We start from the raw sequence: 16,600 nt of genomic DNA, 5'->3' as shown, positions 1-16,600 counted from the left end.
CATTGCGTTACGGTGACAATTTCCATTCTCGAAATGGTCCGCACGCGACGTTAAATGAGTGCACTGTCACCACAATTCTGAATCATTGTAATCATTCAGTGGCACCGTACCCTCTCGCTAAATTTAGACCGTCGGCCAAAGAGCCGCGATAAATCGACACGCGTTTTCCAGATCGTTCATTCGTCGGGTATTAGCGTCTGGCGCTTGAAATAACTCGCCATGCTGAACGTCAATCGACATGCACAGGCGGTTCATAGGCTGTCGGTCGCCGACGTTGATGTTTTGATCGACATGCAGACGGGCGAGCGTGGCAACGTATAGGCCCATTTCCCGTCGCCGGGTCCTGGCAATTTCGCTCTCTCCGTCGCTCTGCGTCATCCTGAGAACTGCAGCACCTATTTGGTTCACGCCGCGCGCGGCCCCATAAACCAATAGATCAGCGCGAACGGAGACCTCTACGCTTCCTAGTTCAAGCCTGCCCTGATCGTTGGGCGGCAGCAAAAACTCAAACGGAGCAAGCTGATTGCTCATACGCTGAAGCGCGTTCAGCACCTCAATTGACTGGCGCGCGTCATCTTGCCGGAGGGGACTTTCCGCCGGGTCAGTCATGCGCTGACGAAACATTTCCTCAGCAGAAACAAGGGGATTCACGTCGCGCCGCAAATCGGATAAATAGGAGCAAATTGGTCCGCGCGCGTCCCGGTAACGGGTTATTGGTGGAACTTGTGGATTCTTGGCTCTGCGAACAATGCCGATTCGGGCGGTGTCAGACGAGACCATGTAAAGAGCGAGGTCATTCACCGAAATCCTCGGTGTGGGCCGCGCGTTCATCGGAGGTCTTGCCATGGATGACATCCTAGCGTCTGCGAATCTTGGAAATGGTCGCAGTATCCATATAGCGACCCTTGCACGTCAAACGATAGTCGATGCCGGTGCAGACCATCTGGGGTTTAGTGGATATTTCCTGTTTGAAACTGACAACCGGCCAGAGAGGAAGGGGATATCTGTGCTCGGTAAGGCCTCGTCTCTTGAAGCTGCATTCCGGCTAATTGACTTGTGGGGGCTTCGGCCTCAGGCCGCTTAATCACGCGTGTTCACATCGCTTCTGATGTGGGCCGCAACTCCTCAACGTCCCTTCACGCTTGTCGATTCGTGTCACGATGTTGCTAATGTCCATTGGGGACGAAACGAGTCCCACCGCCATCGCGGACGTCAATGAAAACGCCGATCCGGCTGCACACGGTATCGACCTGGTTGCGAAGGTTGCGCGGCCGACGGCAATCGAACACGCGATCTCGAACGGCTTTGGATTCGGCGGCGTCAACGCCAGCGTCGTCTTTCGGTGATGGGCTTGAACCGGCCGGCCGCGCGGCAGGTGATTCACCTCTCCCCGACCGGGAGAGGTCGATTTGCGAAGCAAAATCGGGTGAGAGCCACACGTCTCACGAGGGACCGTAACCCCTCACCCGGCGCTACGCGCCGACCTCTCCCAAGGGAGAGGTGGACCCTCGGCGCCGTTGCCCACCTCACCCCTTCCCCACGCTCGCATCGATCAACAACTTCGCCACCGTGACCGCGGACTGCGCCGGCCCATCCTCCGACTGCTGGCCGGTGCTGTAGATGCCTTCGATGAGCAGCAGCAGGGCGTCGCCGAGCACGGCGGGGTGACGCGCGCCCATGGCGGCGGCGAGCTCGCGCAGGCGCTTGCGGAAGACCTTCTTGTGCGCTTCGGCGACCTGCCGCGCGGGATTGTCGCGCGCCGGATATTCGACCGTCGCGTTGCTGAGGCCGCAGCCGCGATAGCCCTTGCGCACCGCGCGCGTGGACAGCACGCGGATATAGGCGAGCACGTGCTCGCGCGCATCGCTGTATGATTTGCCGCCGGGATTTTCGAACTTCTCCCAGAAGTCCAGGTCGTAGTCGCGCATGTAGGCGGCGGCGAGATCGTCCTTGGAGGCGAAGCTGCGATAGAGGCTCGGCTTGGTGACGCCGGCCCGCTCGACCACCTCATCGACGCCGACAGCGCGGATGCCCTCGCGATAGAACAGTTCGCTCGCGGAGGCGCGGATCCGGTCGGCGGCGCGGACGGGGCGCTCCGCAGATGGTTCAGCGGTCTTGGTCATGACGGTTCTTCCGGCTCCTCCACGGCGCTTGACAATGTTACTGACCGGTACGTATACACGCCGCACTTCAATACGTACCGGTAAGTAACATGACCAGCACCCCGCTTCAACCCGCCTCGCTTCAACCCGCCCCCGTGTCGCGACGGCCGTTCGGCCAGAACTACGCGTTCGTCGTCGTCGCCGTGATCTTCCTTGCGCTGCTCGCCTCGGCGGGCCTGCGCGCGACACCGGGCGTGCTGATGCTGCCGCTGCAGCAGACGTTCGGCTGGAATGTCGGCGTGATCTCGTCGTCGGCCGCGATCGGCATCTTCCTCTACGGCCTCGCGGGCCCGTTCGCCGCCGCCGTGATGCAGCGCTTCGGCATCCGCCGCACGGTGCTGGGCGCGCTCACGCTGATGGCGGCATCGACCGGCGCCAGCTTTTTCATGACCGCGCCGTGGCAACTCTTCCTGACATGGGGGCTGCTCTCCGGCATCGGCTCCGGCGCGGTCGCCAACGTGCTCGGCGCCACCATCGTCAATCGCTGGTTCACCACCAATCGCGGCCTCGTGATGGGGCTTTTGACGGCGAACACGGCGACCGGCACGCTGATCTTCATGCCCGGCCTCGCCGCGTTGGTGGCATGGGGCGGCTGGAGGCCGGTGGTGCTGACGGTGGCCGCGTGCTGCGCCGTGCTGATTCCGCTGGTCTATTTCCTGGTGCCCGAGCGGCCCGCGTCGGTCGGCCTGCGCTCGTTCGGCAGCCCGCACGACGATCATCCCGCGCCGAAGGCGCAAGGCAATCCGTTCACCGCCGCATTCTTGAACCTCGCACGCGCCGCGACGACGCGGGCGTTCTGGTTCCTGTTCGCCACCTTCTTCATCTGCGGCTTCACCACCAACGGTCTCGTCGGCACCCACCTGATCGCGTTCTGCGGCGACCATGGCATTGTCGAAGTGCAGGCGGCGAGCCTGCTCGCGCTGATGGGGTTCTTCGACCTGTTCGGCACCACGCTCTCCGGCTGGCTCACCGACCGTTTCGATCCGCGCAAGCTGCTGTTCTTCTATTACGGACTGCGCGGCCTGTCGCTGATCTACCTGCCCTACTCGGATTTCTCGCTTCTCAGCCTGTCGGTGTTCGCGGTGTTCTATGGTCTCGACTGGATCGCGACCGTGCCGCCCACGGTGCGCATCGCCAACGAAGCGTTCGGCGACAAGAACGCGCCGCTGGTGTTCGGCTGGGTGGTCGCCGGCCATCAGCTCGGCGCCGCCTGCGCGGCGTTCTTCGCCGGCTTCATGCGCTCGGCCCAGGGCAACTATCTCGAAGCCTTCATGATCGCCGGGCTGACCGGCATCATCGCGGCCGTGCTGTCGCTGCTGATCGCGCGGCGGCCGGCGCAAGGCGTGCTCGCCGCGGCGTGAGGACGCGCCGGCGGCGGTGCGGGACAGCAGCATTTTGGGGTGAAGTGGCGCTCCCTAGGGGAATCGAACCCCTGTTTCAGCCTTGAGAGGGCCGCGTCCTAACCGCTAGACGAAGGGAGCGTTGAGAGGCAAGGCAATAGCCTTGAAATCGGCCTGCCGCAAGATGCCTTGTGCATTGCGGCGGGGTTTTGTCACCATGCTTTACGGCCCGCTGGGGCCATTTCGGCGCCGAAGGCCCCTTCCCGGCCTCCATCCCCTCGCCTCTCCCCGGATACCGCCGGAATACCGCCCGGTCGATCCGAGCGTGGTTGTATCGATGAAACAACACACGTCATCTGGCGCGGCCCCGCTTTTGACAAACGGCCAATGCAAAATACCCGTCTGTGAAGTCACGCAACGTCTGATAGCATTGCCGCCTTCACCATGCTGCGCCGGGCAAGGCGCCGATCAGCAAAAGGAGTGCTTGGGACACAGCGCAGACCTTGGCGCATCACAGTTTGGCTCACCAACATCTTGGCACAACAAACATCAGCGCGGCCGCGGGCGAATGGAAGACGTTCGGCGCCTCAGGCCGCTTCGGTCAATAGCTTAAGCAGAGCGAGGACAGACCATGATCAAACTAAAAATCAATGGCCAGGAACAGAACTGGGACGGCGACCCCGATCTCCCGCTACTCTGGTATCTCCGTGACGAAGCCGGCCTGACGGGCACCAAATTCGGTTGTGGCCAGGCACTGTGCGGCGCCTGTACCGTGATCGTCGACAAGCAGGCGGTGCGCTCCTGCATCACGTCGGTCTCCGACGTGGTCGGCCGCGAGGTCACCACCATCGAAGGCCTGCATCCCACCGGCGATCATCCGGTGCAGAAGGCCTGGCGCCAGGTCAACGTCCCGCAGTGCGGCTATTGCCAGGCCGGCCAGATCATGCAGGCCGCGGCGCTGCTGAACGACAACCCGAAACCCTCGCACGACCAGATCCGCGAAGCCATGTCGGGCAACATCTGCCGCTGTGGCTGCTATCAGCGCATCGAGAATGCCGTGCACCTCGCTTCGACGGGGGTGTGACATGAATATCTTCACCAATCCCGGCAAGCTTCGTGGCTTCGAGAAGCACGTCAGGGTCGAGAACGTCTCGCGCCGCAGCATGCTGAAGGGCCTCGGCATCGCCGGCAGCTTCGTGCTCGCCGCCCCCGTGATGTCGCGCCAGGCCTTCGCCTATGAGACCGGCGCCGGCAAGATGCCGCACGGCGTCGTGGTCGACCCGCGCGTGTTCGTCGCGATCGCGCCGGACGGCGTCGTCACCATCGTGGCGCACCGCTCCGAGATGGGCACCGGCATCCGCACCAGCCTGCCCCTGATCGTCGCCGAGGAGATGGAGGCCGACTGGTCGCGCGTCCGCGTCCAGCAGGCGCATGGCGACGAGGTCAAGTTCGGCAACCAGGACACCGACGGCTCGCGCAGCACGCGGCATTATCTGATGCCGATGCGCCAGATCGGCGCCTCGGCACGCGCGATGCTGGAGGCCGCCGCCGCCAAGAAATGGGGCGTGCCGGCGAGCGAGGTGAAGGCGCAGAACCACGAGGTCGTCCACAGCGCGAGCGGGCGCAAGATCAGCTTCGGCGATCTCGCCGCCGCTGCCGCCAAGGAGCCGGTGCCTGATATCAACAGCCTCAAGCTGAAGGACCCGAAGGACTTCCGTTACCTCGGCAAGGGCAAGGTCTCGATCGTCGACCTTCACGACATCACCACCGGCAAGGCGCATTACGGCGCCGACATCCGCCTGCCCGGGATGAAATACGCCGTGATCGCGCGCCCGCCGGTGACCGGCGGCAAGGTGAAGTCGTTCGACGACAGCGCGGCGACGAAGGTGCCCGGCGTCGAGAAGGTGATGGAGGTGAAGGGCTGGCCGTGGCCGTCCAAGTTCCAGCCGCTCGGCGGCGTGGCCGTGATCGCGCGCAACACCGGTGCGGCGATCAAGGGGCGCGACGCGCTGAAGGTGGTCTGGGACGACGGCGCCAACGCCAAGTATGACTCGGTCGCCTACCGCGCCACGCTCGAGGAAGCGGCGCGCAAGCCGGGCCTCGTCGTGCGCAAGGAAGGCGATGTCGATGCGGCCCTGAAGAGCGCCGACAAGGTCGTCGTCGGCGAGTACTACCTGCCGCATCTCGCGCATGTCAGCATGGAGCCGCCGGTCGCGGTCGCCGACGTCAAGGGCGACAGGGCCGAGATCTGGGCGCCGGTGCAGAGCCCGGGCGGCACGCGCGAGGACGTCGCCAAGTCGCTCGGCATCCCCGAGGACAATGTCACCGTCAACGTGACGCTGCTCGGTGGCGGCTTCGGACGCAAATCGAAATGCGATTACGCGATCGAGGCGGCGCTGCTCTCGAAGGAGCTCGGCGCGCCCGTCAAGGTGCAGTGGACCCGTGAGGACGATGTTCATCACGACTTCCTGCACACCGTCTCGGTCGAGCGTATCGAGGCGGGTCTCGACAAGAACGGCAAGGTGATCGCGTGGCGGCACCGCAGCGTGGCGCCGACCATCGCCTCGACCTTCGCCGCCGGCGCCAATCACGAGGCACCATTCGAGCTCGGCATGGGCCTGATCGACAATCCGTTCGAGATCGCCAACCTGCAGTGCGAGAATCCGGAAGCTGCGGCGTACACCCGCATCGGCTGGTTCCGCTCGGTGTCCAACATCCCGCGGGCGTTCGCGGTGCAATCCATGGTCGGGGAGATCGCGCATGCGACGGGTCGCGACCAGAAGGACATGCTCCTGGAGCTGATCGGAAGCCCGCGGATCGTCAACCTGTCCTCGGTGAAGGATCCCTGGAACTACGGCGAGCCCTATGACAGCTACCCGATCGACACCGCGCGGCTGCGCAAGGTGGTCGAGCTGGTCGCCGAAAAGGGCGAGTGGGGGCGCAAGGTGCCGAAGGGCCACGGCCTCGGCATCGCCGCGCACCGCTCTTTCGTCAGCTACATCGCGACCATCGTCGAGGTGGCCGTGGACGAGAAGGGCAAGCTCACCGTGCCTCGGGTCGACACCGCGATCGATTGCGGCACCTACGTCAATCCGGAGCGGATCCAGTCGCAGATCGAGGGCGCCGCGATCATGGGGCTGAGCCTCGCCAAATATGGCGAGATCAGCTTCAAGGACGGCAAGGTGCAGCAGAGCAATTTCGACGATTTTCCGGTGATCCGGATCGACGAATCGCCTGTGATCACCAACGTCCACATCGTGCCGCCGGCACCGGGCACACCGCCGAGCGGCGTCGGCGAGCCCGGCGTGCCGCCGTTCGCACCGGCGCTGATCAACGCGATCTTTGCCGCCACCGGCAAGCGCATCCGCAACTTGCCGATCGGCAAGCAGCTCGAGACGTGAGGGTGGTAGCGCTGATGATGAGATGGGGTCAGTAGCGGCATCGGAGCTGCGGATCGCATCTCGCGATGCGATCCGACCTCCCCCGCAAGCGGGAGAGGTGCAGGGCGTCTGTGGCTATCGCTGGATCGACTGACCGAACATCATCGTGCAAGCAGACGCCCGCGACAGCTTCGTCGCGGGCGTCTTTCTTTGACACCAGCACACAAGCCAAATCCATCATGCTGTTGCGCACAAGCGGACCGGGAAGCGGCGGTCTCCCCATCCGCCGCTTCCCGATCGCATCGCCCCCTGTCTGTAACGCCCGCGCCTTTACTTCTTGTCGAGGGCAAAGACCCAGACCACGCCGCCTTGCGGCACGTTGTTCTCGAAGCCTGCAACCTTGCCGGCCAGTGCATCCTGGATGCGCTGTGCGTCGACGCCCCAGCCCGACTGGACCGCGATGTATTGCGTGCCGTCCACTTCATAGGAAATCGGCATGGCCATGATGCCGGAGTTGGTCTTCTGCTCCCACAACAGCTCGCCGGTCTTGGCATTGAAGATGCGGAAGAAGCGGTCGTTGGTGCCGCCGGCGAGAACGAGGTCACCGGCGGTCGCGGTCACCGCGCCGAACAGCTGCGAGGTCTTGAAGTCGTGCTGCCAGACCTTCTTGCCGGTGGCCGGATCCCACGCCTGCAGCTCGCCGAAATGATCGGCGTTGGGGGCCGGCGTCAGCCCGATGTCCTCCGGCTTGGTGCCGAGCCAGAGCTGCCCGGCAACCAGCGGCGTCTTTTCGCCGGTGAAGCCGCCGCAGAAATTCTCGTTGGCGGGAACGTAGACGAGCTTGGTGTTCTGGCTGTAGGCCGCCGACGGCCAGTCCTTCCCGCCCCACAGTGACGGACAGAACTCGACCCGCTTGCCAAGCACGGGCTTATGGTCGGGATCGAGGATCGGGCGGCCGGTCTCGGCCTCGATCCCTTTCCAGACATTGGTCTTCACGAACGGCCAGCCGGCGACATAGTTGATCTTGTCCGGCTTGCGCTCGAGCACCCAGAAGATCGCATCGCGTCCAGGATGGACCAGGCTCTTGAACGAGCGCCCGTCGCGCTGCAGGTCGATCAGCATCGGCGCGTCGACCTCGTCCCAGTCCCAGGAATCATTCTGGTGATACTGGAAGTGGGTCTTGATCTTGCCGGTCTCGGGATCAAGCCCGAGCACCGAGCTGGTGTAGAGATTGTCGCCGGGATGCATGCTGCCCGGCCAAGGCGCTGCGTTGCCGACGCCCCAGTAGATCGTCTTGTTGTCCTTGTCGTAGGTGCCGGTCATCCAGGCCGATCCGCCGCCCGACTTCCAGTCGTCGCCGCTCCAGGTGTCGTGGCCCGGCTCGCCCTCGCCGGGAATGGTGAAGGTGCGCCAGAGCTCCTTGCCGCTGTTGGCATCGTAGGCGGCGACATAGCCGCGCACGCCGAACTCGCCGCCAGAGCCGCCGACGATCACCTTGCCGTCGACCACGAGCGGCATCAGCGTCATGTACTGACCCTTCCTGTAGTCCTGCACCTTGGTGTCCCAGACCGCCTTGCCGGTCTTGGCGTCGAGCGCGACGACGTGATCGTCCGTCGTGGCGAGATAGAGCTTGTCTTGCCACAGGCCGACGCCGCGGCTGGTCGGATGCAGCTGGAACAGGTCGTCGGGAAGCTGACGCTTGTAGCGCCAGTATTCCTCTCCGGTCTTGGCGTTGAGCGCGATCACCTGCCCCATCGGGGTCGCGACGAACATCACGCCGTTGTTGACGATCGGCGGAGCCTCGTGGCCTTCGAGAACGCCGGTGGAGAAGGTCCAGACCGGCTTGAGGTTCTTGACGTTGGAGGTGTTGATCTGGTCGAGCGGACTGTAACCCTGTCCGTCATAGGTCCGGCGATAGAGCATCCAGTTGCCGGGTTCGGGATTTTCGAGACGCGCTGACGTCACCGGACTGTAGTTTTCGATCGGCCCCGCGACGGCGTAAGACGAGATGAGGCACGTGAACGCGACACAGCCCGACAGTAACCACTGCTTCCTTGTCATGAGATGCTACCTCCCTGCTCTGTTTTATTTTTTCAGCTTAGGTCGTGCAGAAATCCCGGATTCGGCCTCATCCTCCCTGTTGGACACCCACCTTTCCAATGAACGGTGCCGCGACCGTGATGGCGCCGTCGGCGACCGTCACCGGCAACGCCGCAAGGCGCCGCGGCGCCGGCCCGAACACCACCTGTGCATTCTGCCGCGGATCATATTCGGAGTTGTGACAGAGACATTTGAGGACGTTCTTGTCGCCCTGCTCTTGCTTCACCCAGGCGGTGATCGGACATCCGGCATGCGAGCAGATGATGGAGTAGCAGACGATGCCGTCGGAAGCGCGGGCGCGCGTGGCGTCGTCCAGTTCATTCGGGTCGAGCTTGACGAGCACGACCTCATTCAGCCGCGAACCGTTGCGGACGACTGAGCTTTTTGGATCCTTCGGCCAGGCGCGGACCGGCGGTCCGCCGAGCGTCAAATCATCCGCCCTGATGACTTCACCCGCCTTGTCGCCTTCGGCGCGCACCAGCACGTCGGCCTTTTGCGGTCGTTCATTGGCGCCGGGCTGCTCATCGTCGGCCGCGGCAGGTTCGATCGCCGCAAGACAGGTGCAACTCGCCAGTGCCGTCAGAAGCAGCGAGCGACGTGTCCGGTCCACGCAACAAGCGGCCGGTTCGGAAGCACCGATTTGCTCGACGGAAGCGTTGGGATTGGACTCCGACATGACACAAGCTGAACGTGCAACTCGGCCGAAAAGATGGCGACACACGTTCTAGATGTGACAACGCAGGTGCAAAAATTCTATGCAGCTTCTGGTTGATCGATTGCCGGCCGCTCGCGAACGCCTCGCTCAGGGTTCGGCGACGAAGGTCAGCCTGCCGACAGGTTTCAGCGTCTTTGCATCAAATGTGCGGATCTCGGTGGTGCCGCCTATATCAAGCGTCACGACCAACCGTTCGCCGGCGACGCCGGTGGAGACGATCCGGGCGCCTTTCGGCAGCGCAGCGGTGACATCGGATACGGATACGGGGCTTCCCTCGCCGCGATAAAGGCGGTAGCCGATGGCAGTCAACACGACGGCCACGGCCAGCGCCGAGGTCAGGCCCGCGATCAGCATCATCCGCCGCACCCGCGCGATCAGTGCGGCCTGCTCGGGGGTCGGTTCAGTCACGGCGGTGTCGGTCATCACAAGGCTCTTCTTTGCAACAGGTCTCTTCGAATAGCGGTCGGAAGCTGGAGGTCATCGTCGCGGGCGACGAGGGCTCGGCGCGGCTCGACCGCGTGCTGGCGCAGCGTACTCCCGAGCTGTCGCGGTCCCGGCTGAAGGCGCTGATCCTCGCCGGTTCTGTGACCGTCAAGGACGCCGCCGTCCGCGACCCTGCTTATCATGTCGCCAAGGGCGATACGATCATAATCGACGTGCCGGAGGCGGTCCCGGCCGAGCCTCAGGCCGAGGACATCGCGCTCGACATCGTGTTCGAGGACGACGACATCATCGTCATCGACAAGCCGAAGGGCCTCGTCGTGCACCCCGCAGCCGGCCACGCCACGGGAACGCTGGTCAATGCGCTGATCGCCCACTGCGGCACCAGCCTGTCCGGCATCGGCGGCGTCAAGCGACCGGGCATCGTGCACCGCCTCGACAAGGACACGACGGGATTGATGGTCGTCGCCAAGAACGACCAGGCGCATCAATCGCTGACCGCGCAGTTCGCCGACCACGGTCGCACCGGGCCGATGCGGCGCGGCTACATGGCGTTCGCCTGGGGCGTGCCGAGCCGGCCTCACGGCACCATCGACGCTCCGATCGACCGTCACCCGCATGCCCGCGAGAAAATGGCAGTGCGCCAAGGCGGCCGCGAGGCGATTACCCATTTCGAGCTGCAGCAGAGCTTCGCGGGGCGCGACGGCAAGCCGGTCGCTTCGCTGCTGGCCTGCCAGCTCGAGACCGGACGAACCCATCAGATCCGGGTACACCTCGCCCATATCGGGCACCCCCTGCTGGGGGACGCAGTTTACGGCCCCCATTTCAAGACGAAGGCCGGGCACCTCGGTCCCGAGGCGCGGGCGGCGCTGACCGCCCTGGACCGGCAGGCGCTGCATGCCTATCTCTTGGCTTTGGAACACCCACGAACCGGGGAATTTTTGCATTGGGAGACGCCTCTGCCGGAGGACATGCTTCTCCTGCGGCGGGCGCTGGAAGCGGCGGTATGACGCACCCTCTGCTAAAAAGTCCAGTTATGACAGCAGGTTATAGCTGGCACACGGGGACGTGACGTCAGCAATCCTTCCCTATCACGGGCAATTTGGTGTATGTTGCACCTGCGTTGAATATCCAACGCGGAACATCGCAGCATGGCCGGCTTTAACCCAGCGGCCACCTGCCGGGCTCGCCGCTATCGGGGGCCTGAACCACTGGAGGGCGCAAGTAATGGCCCGTACAGCTACGTTACCGGTTCTCAACGGAGAATCCGGTCTTTCTCGATACCTCGCCGAGATCCGCAAGTTCCCCATGCTGGAACCCCAGCAGGAGTACATGCTCGCCAAGCGTTGGCGCGAGCATGACGATCGCGACGCGGCGCATAAGCTTGTCACCAGCCACCTCAGGCTCGTGGCCAAGATCGCCATGGGCTATCGCGGCTACGGTCTGCCGATCTCCGAGGTCGTCTCGGAGGGCAATGTCGGCCTGATGCAGGCGGTGAAGCGATTCGAGCCCGAGAAGGGCTTCCGTCTCGCCACCTACGCCATGTGGTGGATCAAGGCGTCGATACAAGAGTACATCCTGCGATCCTGGTCGCTCGTGAAGATGGGCACCACCGCAAACCAGAAGAAGCTGTTCTTCAACCTGCGCAAGGCGAAGAGCAAGATCTCCGCCCTGGAAGAGGGTGACCTCCACCCCGACCAGGTGAAGCTGATCGCCAAGCGCCTCGGCGTGACTGATCAGGACGTGGTCGAGATGAACCGCCGCCTCGGCGGTGACGCCTCGCTCAACGCCCCGATCCGCGACGACGGCGAAGCCGGCGAATGGCAGGATTGGCTGGTCGACAACTCACCCAACGCCGAGGCCATGATGGCCGAGAGCGAGGAGTTCGATCATCGCCGGCAAGCCCTGAACGGTGCGATCGGCGTGCTCAACCCGCGCGAACGCCGCATCTTCGAGGCGCGGCGCCTGGCGGATGAGCCGATGACGCTGGAAGACCTTGCCGCCGAGTTCGGCGTGTCGCGCGAGCGCGTGCGGCAGATCGAGGTCCGCGCCTTTGAGAAGGTGCAGTCGGCCGTCAAGGGCACGATCGCCAAGCAGGAAGCAGCTCTGGAGGCCGCGCACTAAGCGCGTCCAACACAGCCAACAGTTTCGAAAGCCGGCGGAGACGCCGGCTTTTTTGTTTTCGGGGTAGCCTTCTCGCCAACTCCGCTGTCATCCTCCGCGAAAGCGGGGGACCCAGTACGCTGCGGCGGTCGAGAGAGGGCGCGCAATAACTGCTGCCTCTGGAATACTGGATCGCCCGGTCCCGGCTACGCTAAGGCTTCGCCGAGGCTTTCGCTGTTGGCTCGCCGTAGCTTTAGCGGAGGCGGCAAGCCGGGCGACGACGGCTGTTTGCTGGGCCGAGCGTCCTCATCCAAGCATGACGACTGCCCGTCCCTACTCGCCCCGCTGCCGCGCCTTGGTCGCGAGCGCGCAGCCTTCGCAGTAGCAGGCATCCTTGAGGTCGATCCCGTCGTCGGCGTGTAGCTGAGGAACCGATCTACTCGGCCTCGGCCATCTTCGGTGCAGATGATGGCATCTGCACGTTGGCGGCCGAGGGCCGGCTCGACGGCGATGCCGGGTCTGGCGATCGGAAGGCGGCGTCGGGTGGTGCTCCCTGGGACGGTCGATGAGCCGCGGCCGCCGGAAGCACGATCACCTTCGCTCCGACTTTCACCCGCTCATAAAGATCCAAAACGTCTTCATTGGTTAGCCGGATGCATCCGGACGAAACCCGCTTCCCGATTGTATCGGGCTTGTTGGTGCCATGAATTCTATATTCGGTCTCGCCCAGATACATCGCCCGAGCGCCAAGCGGATTGCCGGGGCCGCCTGCCATAAACCGCGGCAGATAAGGCTGACGCGAAAGCATCTCTGCAGGCGGACGCCAATCCGGCCATTCTGTTTTGCGAGCCACGGTCTGTTCACCGGACCATGTGAAGCCTTCGCGGCCAACACCGATGCCGTAGCGCATCGCTTGCCGGTCGTTCAGAACGAGATAAAGGAATGTGTTTTCAGTATCGATGACGACGGTGCCTGGCGCCTGGCGGCTGACGTAGTCAACCACCTGCCGAACGAGTCTTCCGGGAGCGTCAGCGGCTTTTGGTGTTTCGACCCGGGGCGCCGGGACCGAGATTGGAGCCGGAGCTAATGCTGATACGCGAACTGGAGTTGAGACGTGAGAGGGAATCGACGGTGCCAGGACTTGGTGCGCGGATGGCCTCCGTACCGGTTGAATGCTCGCCGAGCGAGACAGCAAACTGTACCCCAATGCGGCAGCGGCCACGGCGCCAATAGCAACTCTTCCGATCACCGGTAGTGCGAGCGTCTCTTTCTTTCCGCGTTTGGCCCGCTTACTCATTTCTTTCTCCAGATTCTTATGCCTGGAGGGGGTAACCACCAGATTTTAATAAACGTCGAAGCTATTTCACTCAGGCTGGAAATCGTTAGGCATCGTTAACGCCAACGAGCACGACCTCGCGGCAGCGCGAAGTGATCTGGCGAGACGCGCACCAGATCGTGACGAAGCCGTCGCCCGATCTTACCAAGGCATTTCGCTGAAGGGGAACGTGCGGGCCAACAGACACGAAAGCCGGCGGCAACGCCGGCTTTTTTGTTTTTGGAGTAGCCTTCTCACCAAAGCACGATGAATTTAGATCGAATCGGTTTTAGCCACGCGTTCGGTTCGGTTCACCTCTCCCCAACGGGGAGAGGTCGATTTGCGCAGCAAATCGGGTGAGGGGCCGCGGCGCTAACGAGAGACCGTAATCCCTCACCCGATGCTGCGCCATAGCCGAAGCAGCGCTTCGGCGTTCTCTTAAGGACGGCCGCCGAAGGCGGCCTATGCCTCTCCCAAGGAGAGGTGAAGCACCGCCGCCGCTCCGGCTCAACCTAATCTCATCACGCTTTAACTCCACTGTCGTCCTCAGCGAAAGCGGGGGACCCAGTACGCCGCGGCGGTCGAGAGAGGGCGCGCAATAACTGCGCCTCTGGAATACTGGATCGCCCGGTCCCGGCTACGTACGCCAAGGCTTCGCCGAGGCTTTCGCTCTTGGCTCGCCGCGGCTTTAGTGGAGGCGGCAAGCCGGGCGACGACGGCTGTTTGCTTGGCCGAGCGTCATCGTCCAAGCATGACGAGTGCCCGTCCCTACTCGCCCCACTGCCGCGCCATCGTCGCGAGCGCGCAGCCCTCGCAGTAGCGGTCATCCTTGAAGTCGATCCAGTTGTGCGCATAGACGTGGTCGAGCGCGATGCCGTAACGCGCGCGCAGCACCTTCACCAGCACCCGCCACGCCGCGATCTGCGCATCGGTCGCGCCCTTCCTGACATCGGGGTAATTGCCGGCGAACTCGACGCCGATCGAATTGCTGCCGATGACCTGATGATAGGTCGGGCCGTTGTCGATGTACTTGCTGTCGTTGCGATTGCCGCCGTCGCCGTGCGTCGGCACGAGGCTGTCCGCGACCGCCCAATAGACCGTGCCGTCGGTTTCGACCCAGACCATGACGCCGCGCCGGGTCGGATTCTTGTGCTGCTCGAGCGCGCCGAAGCGCGCCGAGCCGGCCGGGCCCTCGGTCTGGTGCACGATGATGTTGAGCCAGGGCCGGGATTTGGCGACGTCGCCCCACGGCGACAGCCAGACTATCTTGAGACCGGGAATCTCGGGCGTGCCCGCGGATCGCGCGATCGTCGCCAGGCCGGGCGTTTCGGCAAGGGCAACGGGAGGGAGCGCGAGCGCAACCAATGCGGCGAGCCAGCGAAACATCGTGCGGAGCGGTCCGGTGTCGCTGCTCGATAGCATGCTCAAGCGGACTTACGGAGGGCCGCCTCCAGCAACTCGACCTGCTCGGGCGCCGGGGCCGGCCTGGGCTCGTAGCTCGCGTAGCCGTTCTTGCCGCCATTCTTGGCATCGTAGAGCGCGTGGTCGGCGGCAGCGATCAGCCGGTCGGAATGCATGCCGATCTCGCGGGTCCATTGCGCAACCCCGATCGAGACCGCGATCGGGATCTCCTTGCCGGTGCACTGTTCGGCATCGGCGCGGCACACCTCCAGCACGCGACGCGCGATCATTTCGCCTTCGCGGAGCGTCGAGGACGGCAGCACGATGCAGAACTCGTCGCCGCCGGTACGTGCCAGCATGTCGCCCGGCCGGAGCCGGGTCTGCGCCATCAGCGTGAAGTGCTGCAGGCAGGCGTCGCCAGCCGCGTGGCCGAAAGTATCGTTGATGGCCTTGAAGCCGTCGAGGTCGATCACCAGCAGCGCGAACGGTTCGCCGCTGCGGTCGGACCGCGCGCATTCCTCGGTCAGCCGTCGCACCAGGTGACGCCGGTTGCCGACGCCGGTGAGATCGTCGAGCAGCGCGAGATCGGCGACCTCGTTGCGCAGCCGATCCATTGCCATCAGCAGGAAGCCGAAATTGAGCGCCATCGACAGGAAGACCAGCACGAGGACCAGGAGTGACTGGGGCGCGCTGAAACTGACAAAGGCAAATTCGTCAGGTTGCATCAGGGCGCGGACCAGGCGCAGCGCATAGATGGCGATGATCACGGCGGCGACAATGCCGGCGAGCCTGGCGCCAGGGCTGACGCGACCGCTCTCGGGCGACAGCAGCAGTCTCAGCGTCAGCGCGATCGGCGCGGCCTGCGCGATCGTATAGATGACGGTGCGCATCGGCATGCTGTCATGGACGAAGATGAAGACGCCGAGGCCCGCGAAGACGAGCGAAGTGGTCAACGCGGTGATACGCCAGCTCACCGGCTTGCCGTAGAACCGCTCGACACCCATTGCGGCAAGACACGCGGCGAAAACCATCACCGTGCCGGCCGCAAGCAGCGGCAGCAGCGAATCCGTCATCACCACGCGGAGCATTGCGCAGCTGGCGCCGAAGGCCGCGACGAACGAGGAGGCGGTCCAGAACCGGGCCGCGCCGAATGCCGGATAGCTGTGCGTCACATAGGCCCAGATCAGGCCGAGCGCGAGAAAATTGATGACGAACACCGTCCAAAGCGTCGGGATGCTCAGCATCACCTTGTCCGAGACCACATAAGGTCCCGCCTCCCCTCTGATCAAACCGCCCGCCCTTGAGGCGCTCCCCCGAACGACAATCCCCGTTGCCTTACGGGGAGGATGCAGCGGCGCCGCTTAACGGACTCTCACTCGCAAGCCGGCAACCGATGCTGTGGTTTTGAATTGATGAAGGCGTAGGCGGCCGGCATTTGCGCAACGTTAAGCATGATGCGGACGACGACCCCGTTGCGGGTGGCGCGAACAATGCAGTGAAAAGTTGCCGAAAACACATAACAACTGTGGATAACGTGATGACAGCGCCGTGACAGCACGCGGCAGTCGGCTGCGAATCTGCTGAGTTTGTGGCCGAGGATGTTGCGAGGCTGGCCCTCCGCCAAGCATGCCTCGGAGTCGCGT

The 16,600-nt window shown here is 63.8% G+C and carries 14 protein-coding genes and 1 tRNA gene; 6 read left to right on the top strand and 9 right to left on the bottom strand.

The genetic code is table 11. From position 1 onward, the window contains the following. Positions 1-123 precede the first annotated feature (123 nt). The gene (locus tag MTX23_RS07310; RefSeq protein ID WP_280975943.1) at positions 124-846 is read right to left on the bottom strand and encodes a hypothetical protein; all 723 of its coding nucleotides are present in this window, start codon (positions 844-846) and stop codon (positions 124-126) included. Positions 847-1,142: 296 nt separating this feature from the next. Here MTX23_RS07310 and MTX23_RS07305 point away from each other — a divergent pair, with 296 nt between their 5' ends. After that, complete coding sequence (locus MTX23_RS07305; protein WP_280975942.1) at positions 1,143-1,346, top strand: hypothetical protein; 204 nt, start codon at positions 1,143-1,145, stop codon at positions 1,344-1,346. A gap of 180 nt (positions 1,347-1,526) precedes the next feature. Here the strand turns inward: MTX23_RS07305 and MTX23_RS07300 are convergent, their stop codons facing one another. Further along, entirely contained in the window at positions 1,527-2,123 is a 597-nt protein-coding gene (locus tag MTX23_RS07300; RefSeq protein WP_280975941.1) for a TetR/AcrR family transcriptional regulator, read from the bottom strand. An 89-nt stretch (positions 2,124-2,212) separates the two neighbouring features. Here MTX23_RS07300 and MTX23_RS07295 point away from each other — a divergent pair, with 89 nt between their 5' ends. Next, the gene (locus MTX23_RS07295; protein WP_280975940.1) at positions 2,213-3,523 is read left to right on the top strand and encodes an MFS transporter; all 1,311 of its coding nucleotides are present in this window, start codon (positions 2,213-2,215) and stop codon (positions 3,521-3,523) included. 45 nt (positions 3,524-3,568) lie between these two features. Here the strand turns inward: MTX23_RS07295 and MTX23_RS07290 are convergent. Further along, positions 3,569-3,643: transfer RNA gene (locus MTX23_RS07290), tRNA-Glu, on the bottom strand. Between the two features lie 490 nt (positions 3,644-4,133). Between MTX23_RS07290 and MTX23_RS07285 the strand changes: the two genes are divergently transcribed. Both MTX23_RS07285 and MTX23_RS07280 read left to right on the top strand, forming a co-directional pair. Further along, entirely contained in the window at positions 4,134-4,586 is a 453-nt protein-coding gene (locus MTX23_RS07285) for a (2Fe-2S)-binding protein (RefSeq protein WP_280975939.1), read from the top strand. A gap of 1 nt (position 4,587) precedes the next feature. Next, on the top strand, positions 4,588-6,903 hold the full coding sequence (locus MTX23_RS07280) for a molybdopterin cofactor-binding domain-containing protein (RefSeq protein ID WP_280975938.1): 2,316 nt from the start codon (positions 4,588-4,590) through the stop codon (positions 6,901-6,903). A 309-nt stretch (positions 6,904-7,212) separates the two neighbouring features. Here the strand turns inward: MTX23_RS07280 and MTX23_RS07275 are convergent, their stop codons facing one another. The 3 genes from MTX23_RS07275 to MTX23_RS07265 all read right to left on the bottom strand — a co-directional run bounded on the left by MTX23_RS07275 (position 7,213) and on the right by MTX23_RS07265 (position 10,120). Beyond that, positions 7,213-8,943 (bottom strand): methanol/ethanol family PQQ-dependent dehydrogenase, encoded by a 1,731-nt coding sequence (locus MTX23_RS07275; RefSeq protein WP_280975937.1) that lies wholly within the window; start codon positions 8,941-8,943, stop codon positions 7,213-7,215. Between the two features lie 67 nt (positions 8,944-9,010). Further along, complete coding sequence (locus MTX23_RS07270) at positions 9,011-9,658, bottom strand: Rieske 2Fe-2S domain-containing protein (RefSeq protein WP_280975936.1); 648 nt, start codon at positions 9,656-9,658, stop codon at positions 9,011-9,013. A gap of 126 nt (positions 9,659-9,784) precedes the next feature. After that, the gene (locus MTX23_RS07265) at positions 9,785-10,120 is read right to left on the bottom strand and encodes a hypothetical protein (protein ID WP_280975935.1); all 336 of its coding nucleotides are present in this window, start codon (positions 10,118-10,120) and stop codon (positions 9,785-9,787) included. 47 nt (positions 10,121-10,167) lie between these two features. On the opposite strand from MTX23_RS07265, the gene MTX23_RS07260 reads away from it, so the two are divergent. Both MTX23_RS07260 and rpoH read left to right on the top strand, forming a co-directional pair. Continuing rightward, complete coding sequence (locus tag MTX23_RS07260) at positions 10,168-11,148, top strand: RluA family pseudouridine synthase (RefSeq protein ID WP_280977994.1); 981 nt, start codon at positions 10,168-10,170, stop codon at positions 11,146-11,148. A gap of 217 nt (positions 11,149-11,365) precedes the next feature. Further along, positions 11,366-12,262 (top strand): RNA polymerase sigma factor RpoH, encoded by an 897-nt coding sequence (gene rpoH / locus MTX23_RS07255; RefSeq protein ID WP_280975934.1) that lies wholly within the window; start codon positions 11,366-11,368, stop codon positions 12,260-12,262. Between the two features lie 415 nt (positions 12,263-12,677). Here rpoH and MTX23_RS07250 read toward each other — a convergent pair whose 3' ends face one another. From MTX23_RS07250 to MTX23_RS07240, 3 genes are all read right to left on the bottom strand, one after another. Beyond that, complete coding sequence (locus tag MTX23_RS07250; protein WP_280975933.1) at positions 12,678-13,538, bottom strand: L,D-transpeptidase; 861 nt, start codon at positions 13,536-13,538, stop codon at positions 12,678-12,680. A 786-nt stretch (positions 13,539-14,324) separates the two neighbouring features. Next, positions 14,325-14,978 carry a peptidoglycan recognition family protein gene (locus MTX23_RS07245; protein WP_280990730.1) on the bottom strand — a complete coding sequence of 218 codons (654 nt, stop codon included), beginning with the start codon at positions 14,976-14,978 and terminating at the stop codon, positions 14,325-14,327. 2 nt (positions 14,979-14,980) lie between these two features. Then, positions 14,981-16,201 (bottom strand): GGDEF domain-containing protein, encoded by a 1,221-nt coding sequence (locus MTX23_RS07240; RefSeq protein WP_280975931.1) that lies wholly within the window; start codon positions 16,199-16,201, stop codon positions 14,981-14,983. Positions 16,202-16,600 lie beyond the last annotated feature (399 nt).

The sequence above is a fragment of the Bradyrhizobium sp. ISRA436 genome (genome assembly GCF_029910015.1).
In the GTDB taxonomy this organism is placed as follows: Bacteria; Pseudomonadota; Alphaproteobacteria; order Rhizobiales; family Xanthobacteraceae; genus Bradyrhizobium.
This window is presented reverse-complemented; position numbering and strand designations above follow the sequence as displayed.

Bases quoted from the DNA above. Each gene is read 5' to 3' on its own strand.
- MTX23_RS07310 (WP_280975943.1), bottom strand. From the start codon at position 846: ATGGCAAGACCTCCGATGAACGCGCGGCCCACACCGAGGATTTCGGTG.
- MTX23_RS07300 (WP_280975941.1), bottom strand. From the start codon at position 2,123: ATGACCAAGACCGCTGAACCATCTGCGGAGCGCCCCGTCCGCGCCGCC.
- MTX23_RS07295 (WP_280975940.1), top strand. From the start codon at position 2,213: ATGACCAGCACCCCGCTTCAACCCGCCTCGCTTCAACCCGCCCCCGTG.
- MTX23_RS07285 (WP_280975939.1), top strand. From the start codon at position 4,134: ATGATCAAACTAAAAATCAATGGCCAGGAACAGAACTGGGACGGCGAC.
- MTX23_RS07280 (WP_280975938.1), top strand. From the start codon at position 4,588: ATGAATATCTTCACCAATCCCGGCAAGCTTCGTGGCTTCGAGAAGCAC.
- MTX23_RS07275 (WP_280975937.1), bottom strand. From the start codon at position 8,943: ATGACAAGGAAGCAGTGGTTACTGTCGGGCTGTGTCGCGTTCACGTGC.
- MTX23_RS07270 (WP_280975936.1), bottom strand. From the start codon at position 9,658: ATGTCGGAGTCCAATCCCAACGCTTCCGTCGAGCAAATCGGTGCTTCC.
- MTX23_RS07265 (WP_280975935.1), bottom strand. From the start codon at position 10,120: ATGACCGACACCGCCGTGACTGAACCGACCCCCGAGCAGGCCGCACTG.
- rpoH (WP_280975934.1), top strand. From the start codon at position 11,366: ATGGCCCGTACAGCTACGTTACCGGTTCTCAACGGAGAATCCGGTCTT.
- MTX23_RS07250 (WP_280975933.1), bottom strand. From the start codon at position 13,538: ATGAGTAAGCGGGCCAAACGCGGAAAGAAAGAGACGCTCGCACTACCG.
- MTX23_RS07245 (WP_280990730.1), bottom strand. From the start codon at position 14,978: ATGCTATCGAGCAGCGACACCGGACCGCTCCGCACGATGTTTCGCTGG.
- MTX23_RS07240 (WP_280975931.1), bottom strand. From the start codon at position 16,201: ATGCTGAGCATCCCGACGCTTTGGACGGTGTTCGTCATCAATTTTCTC.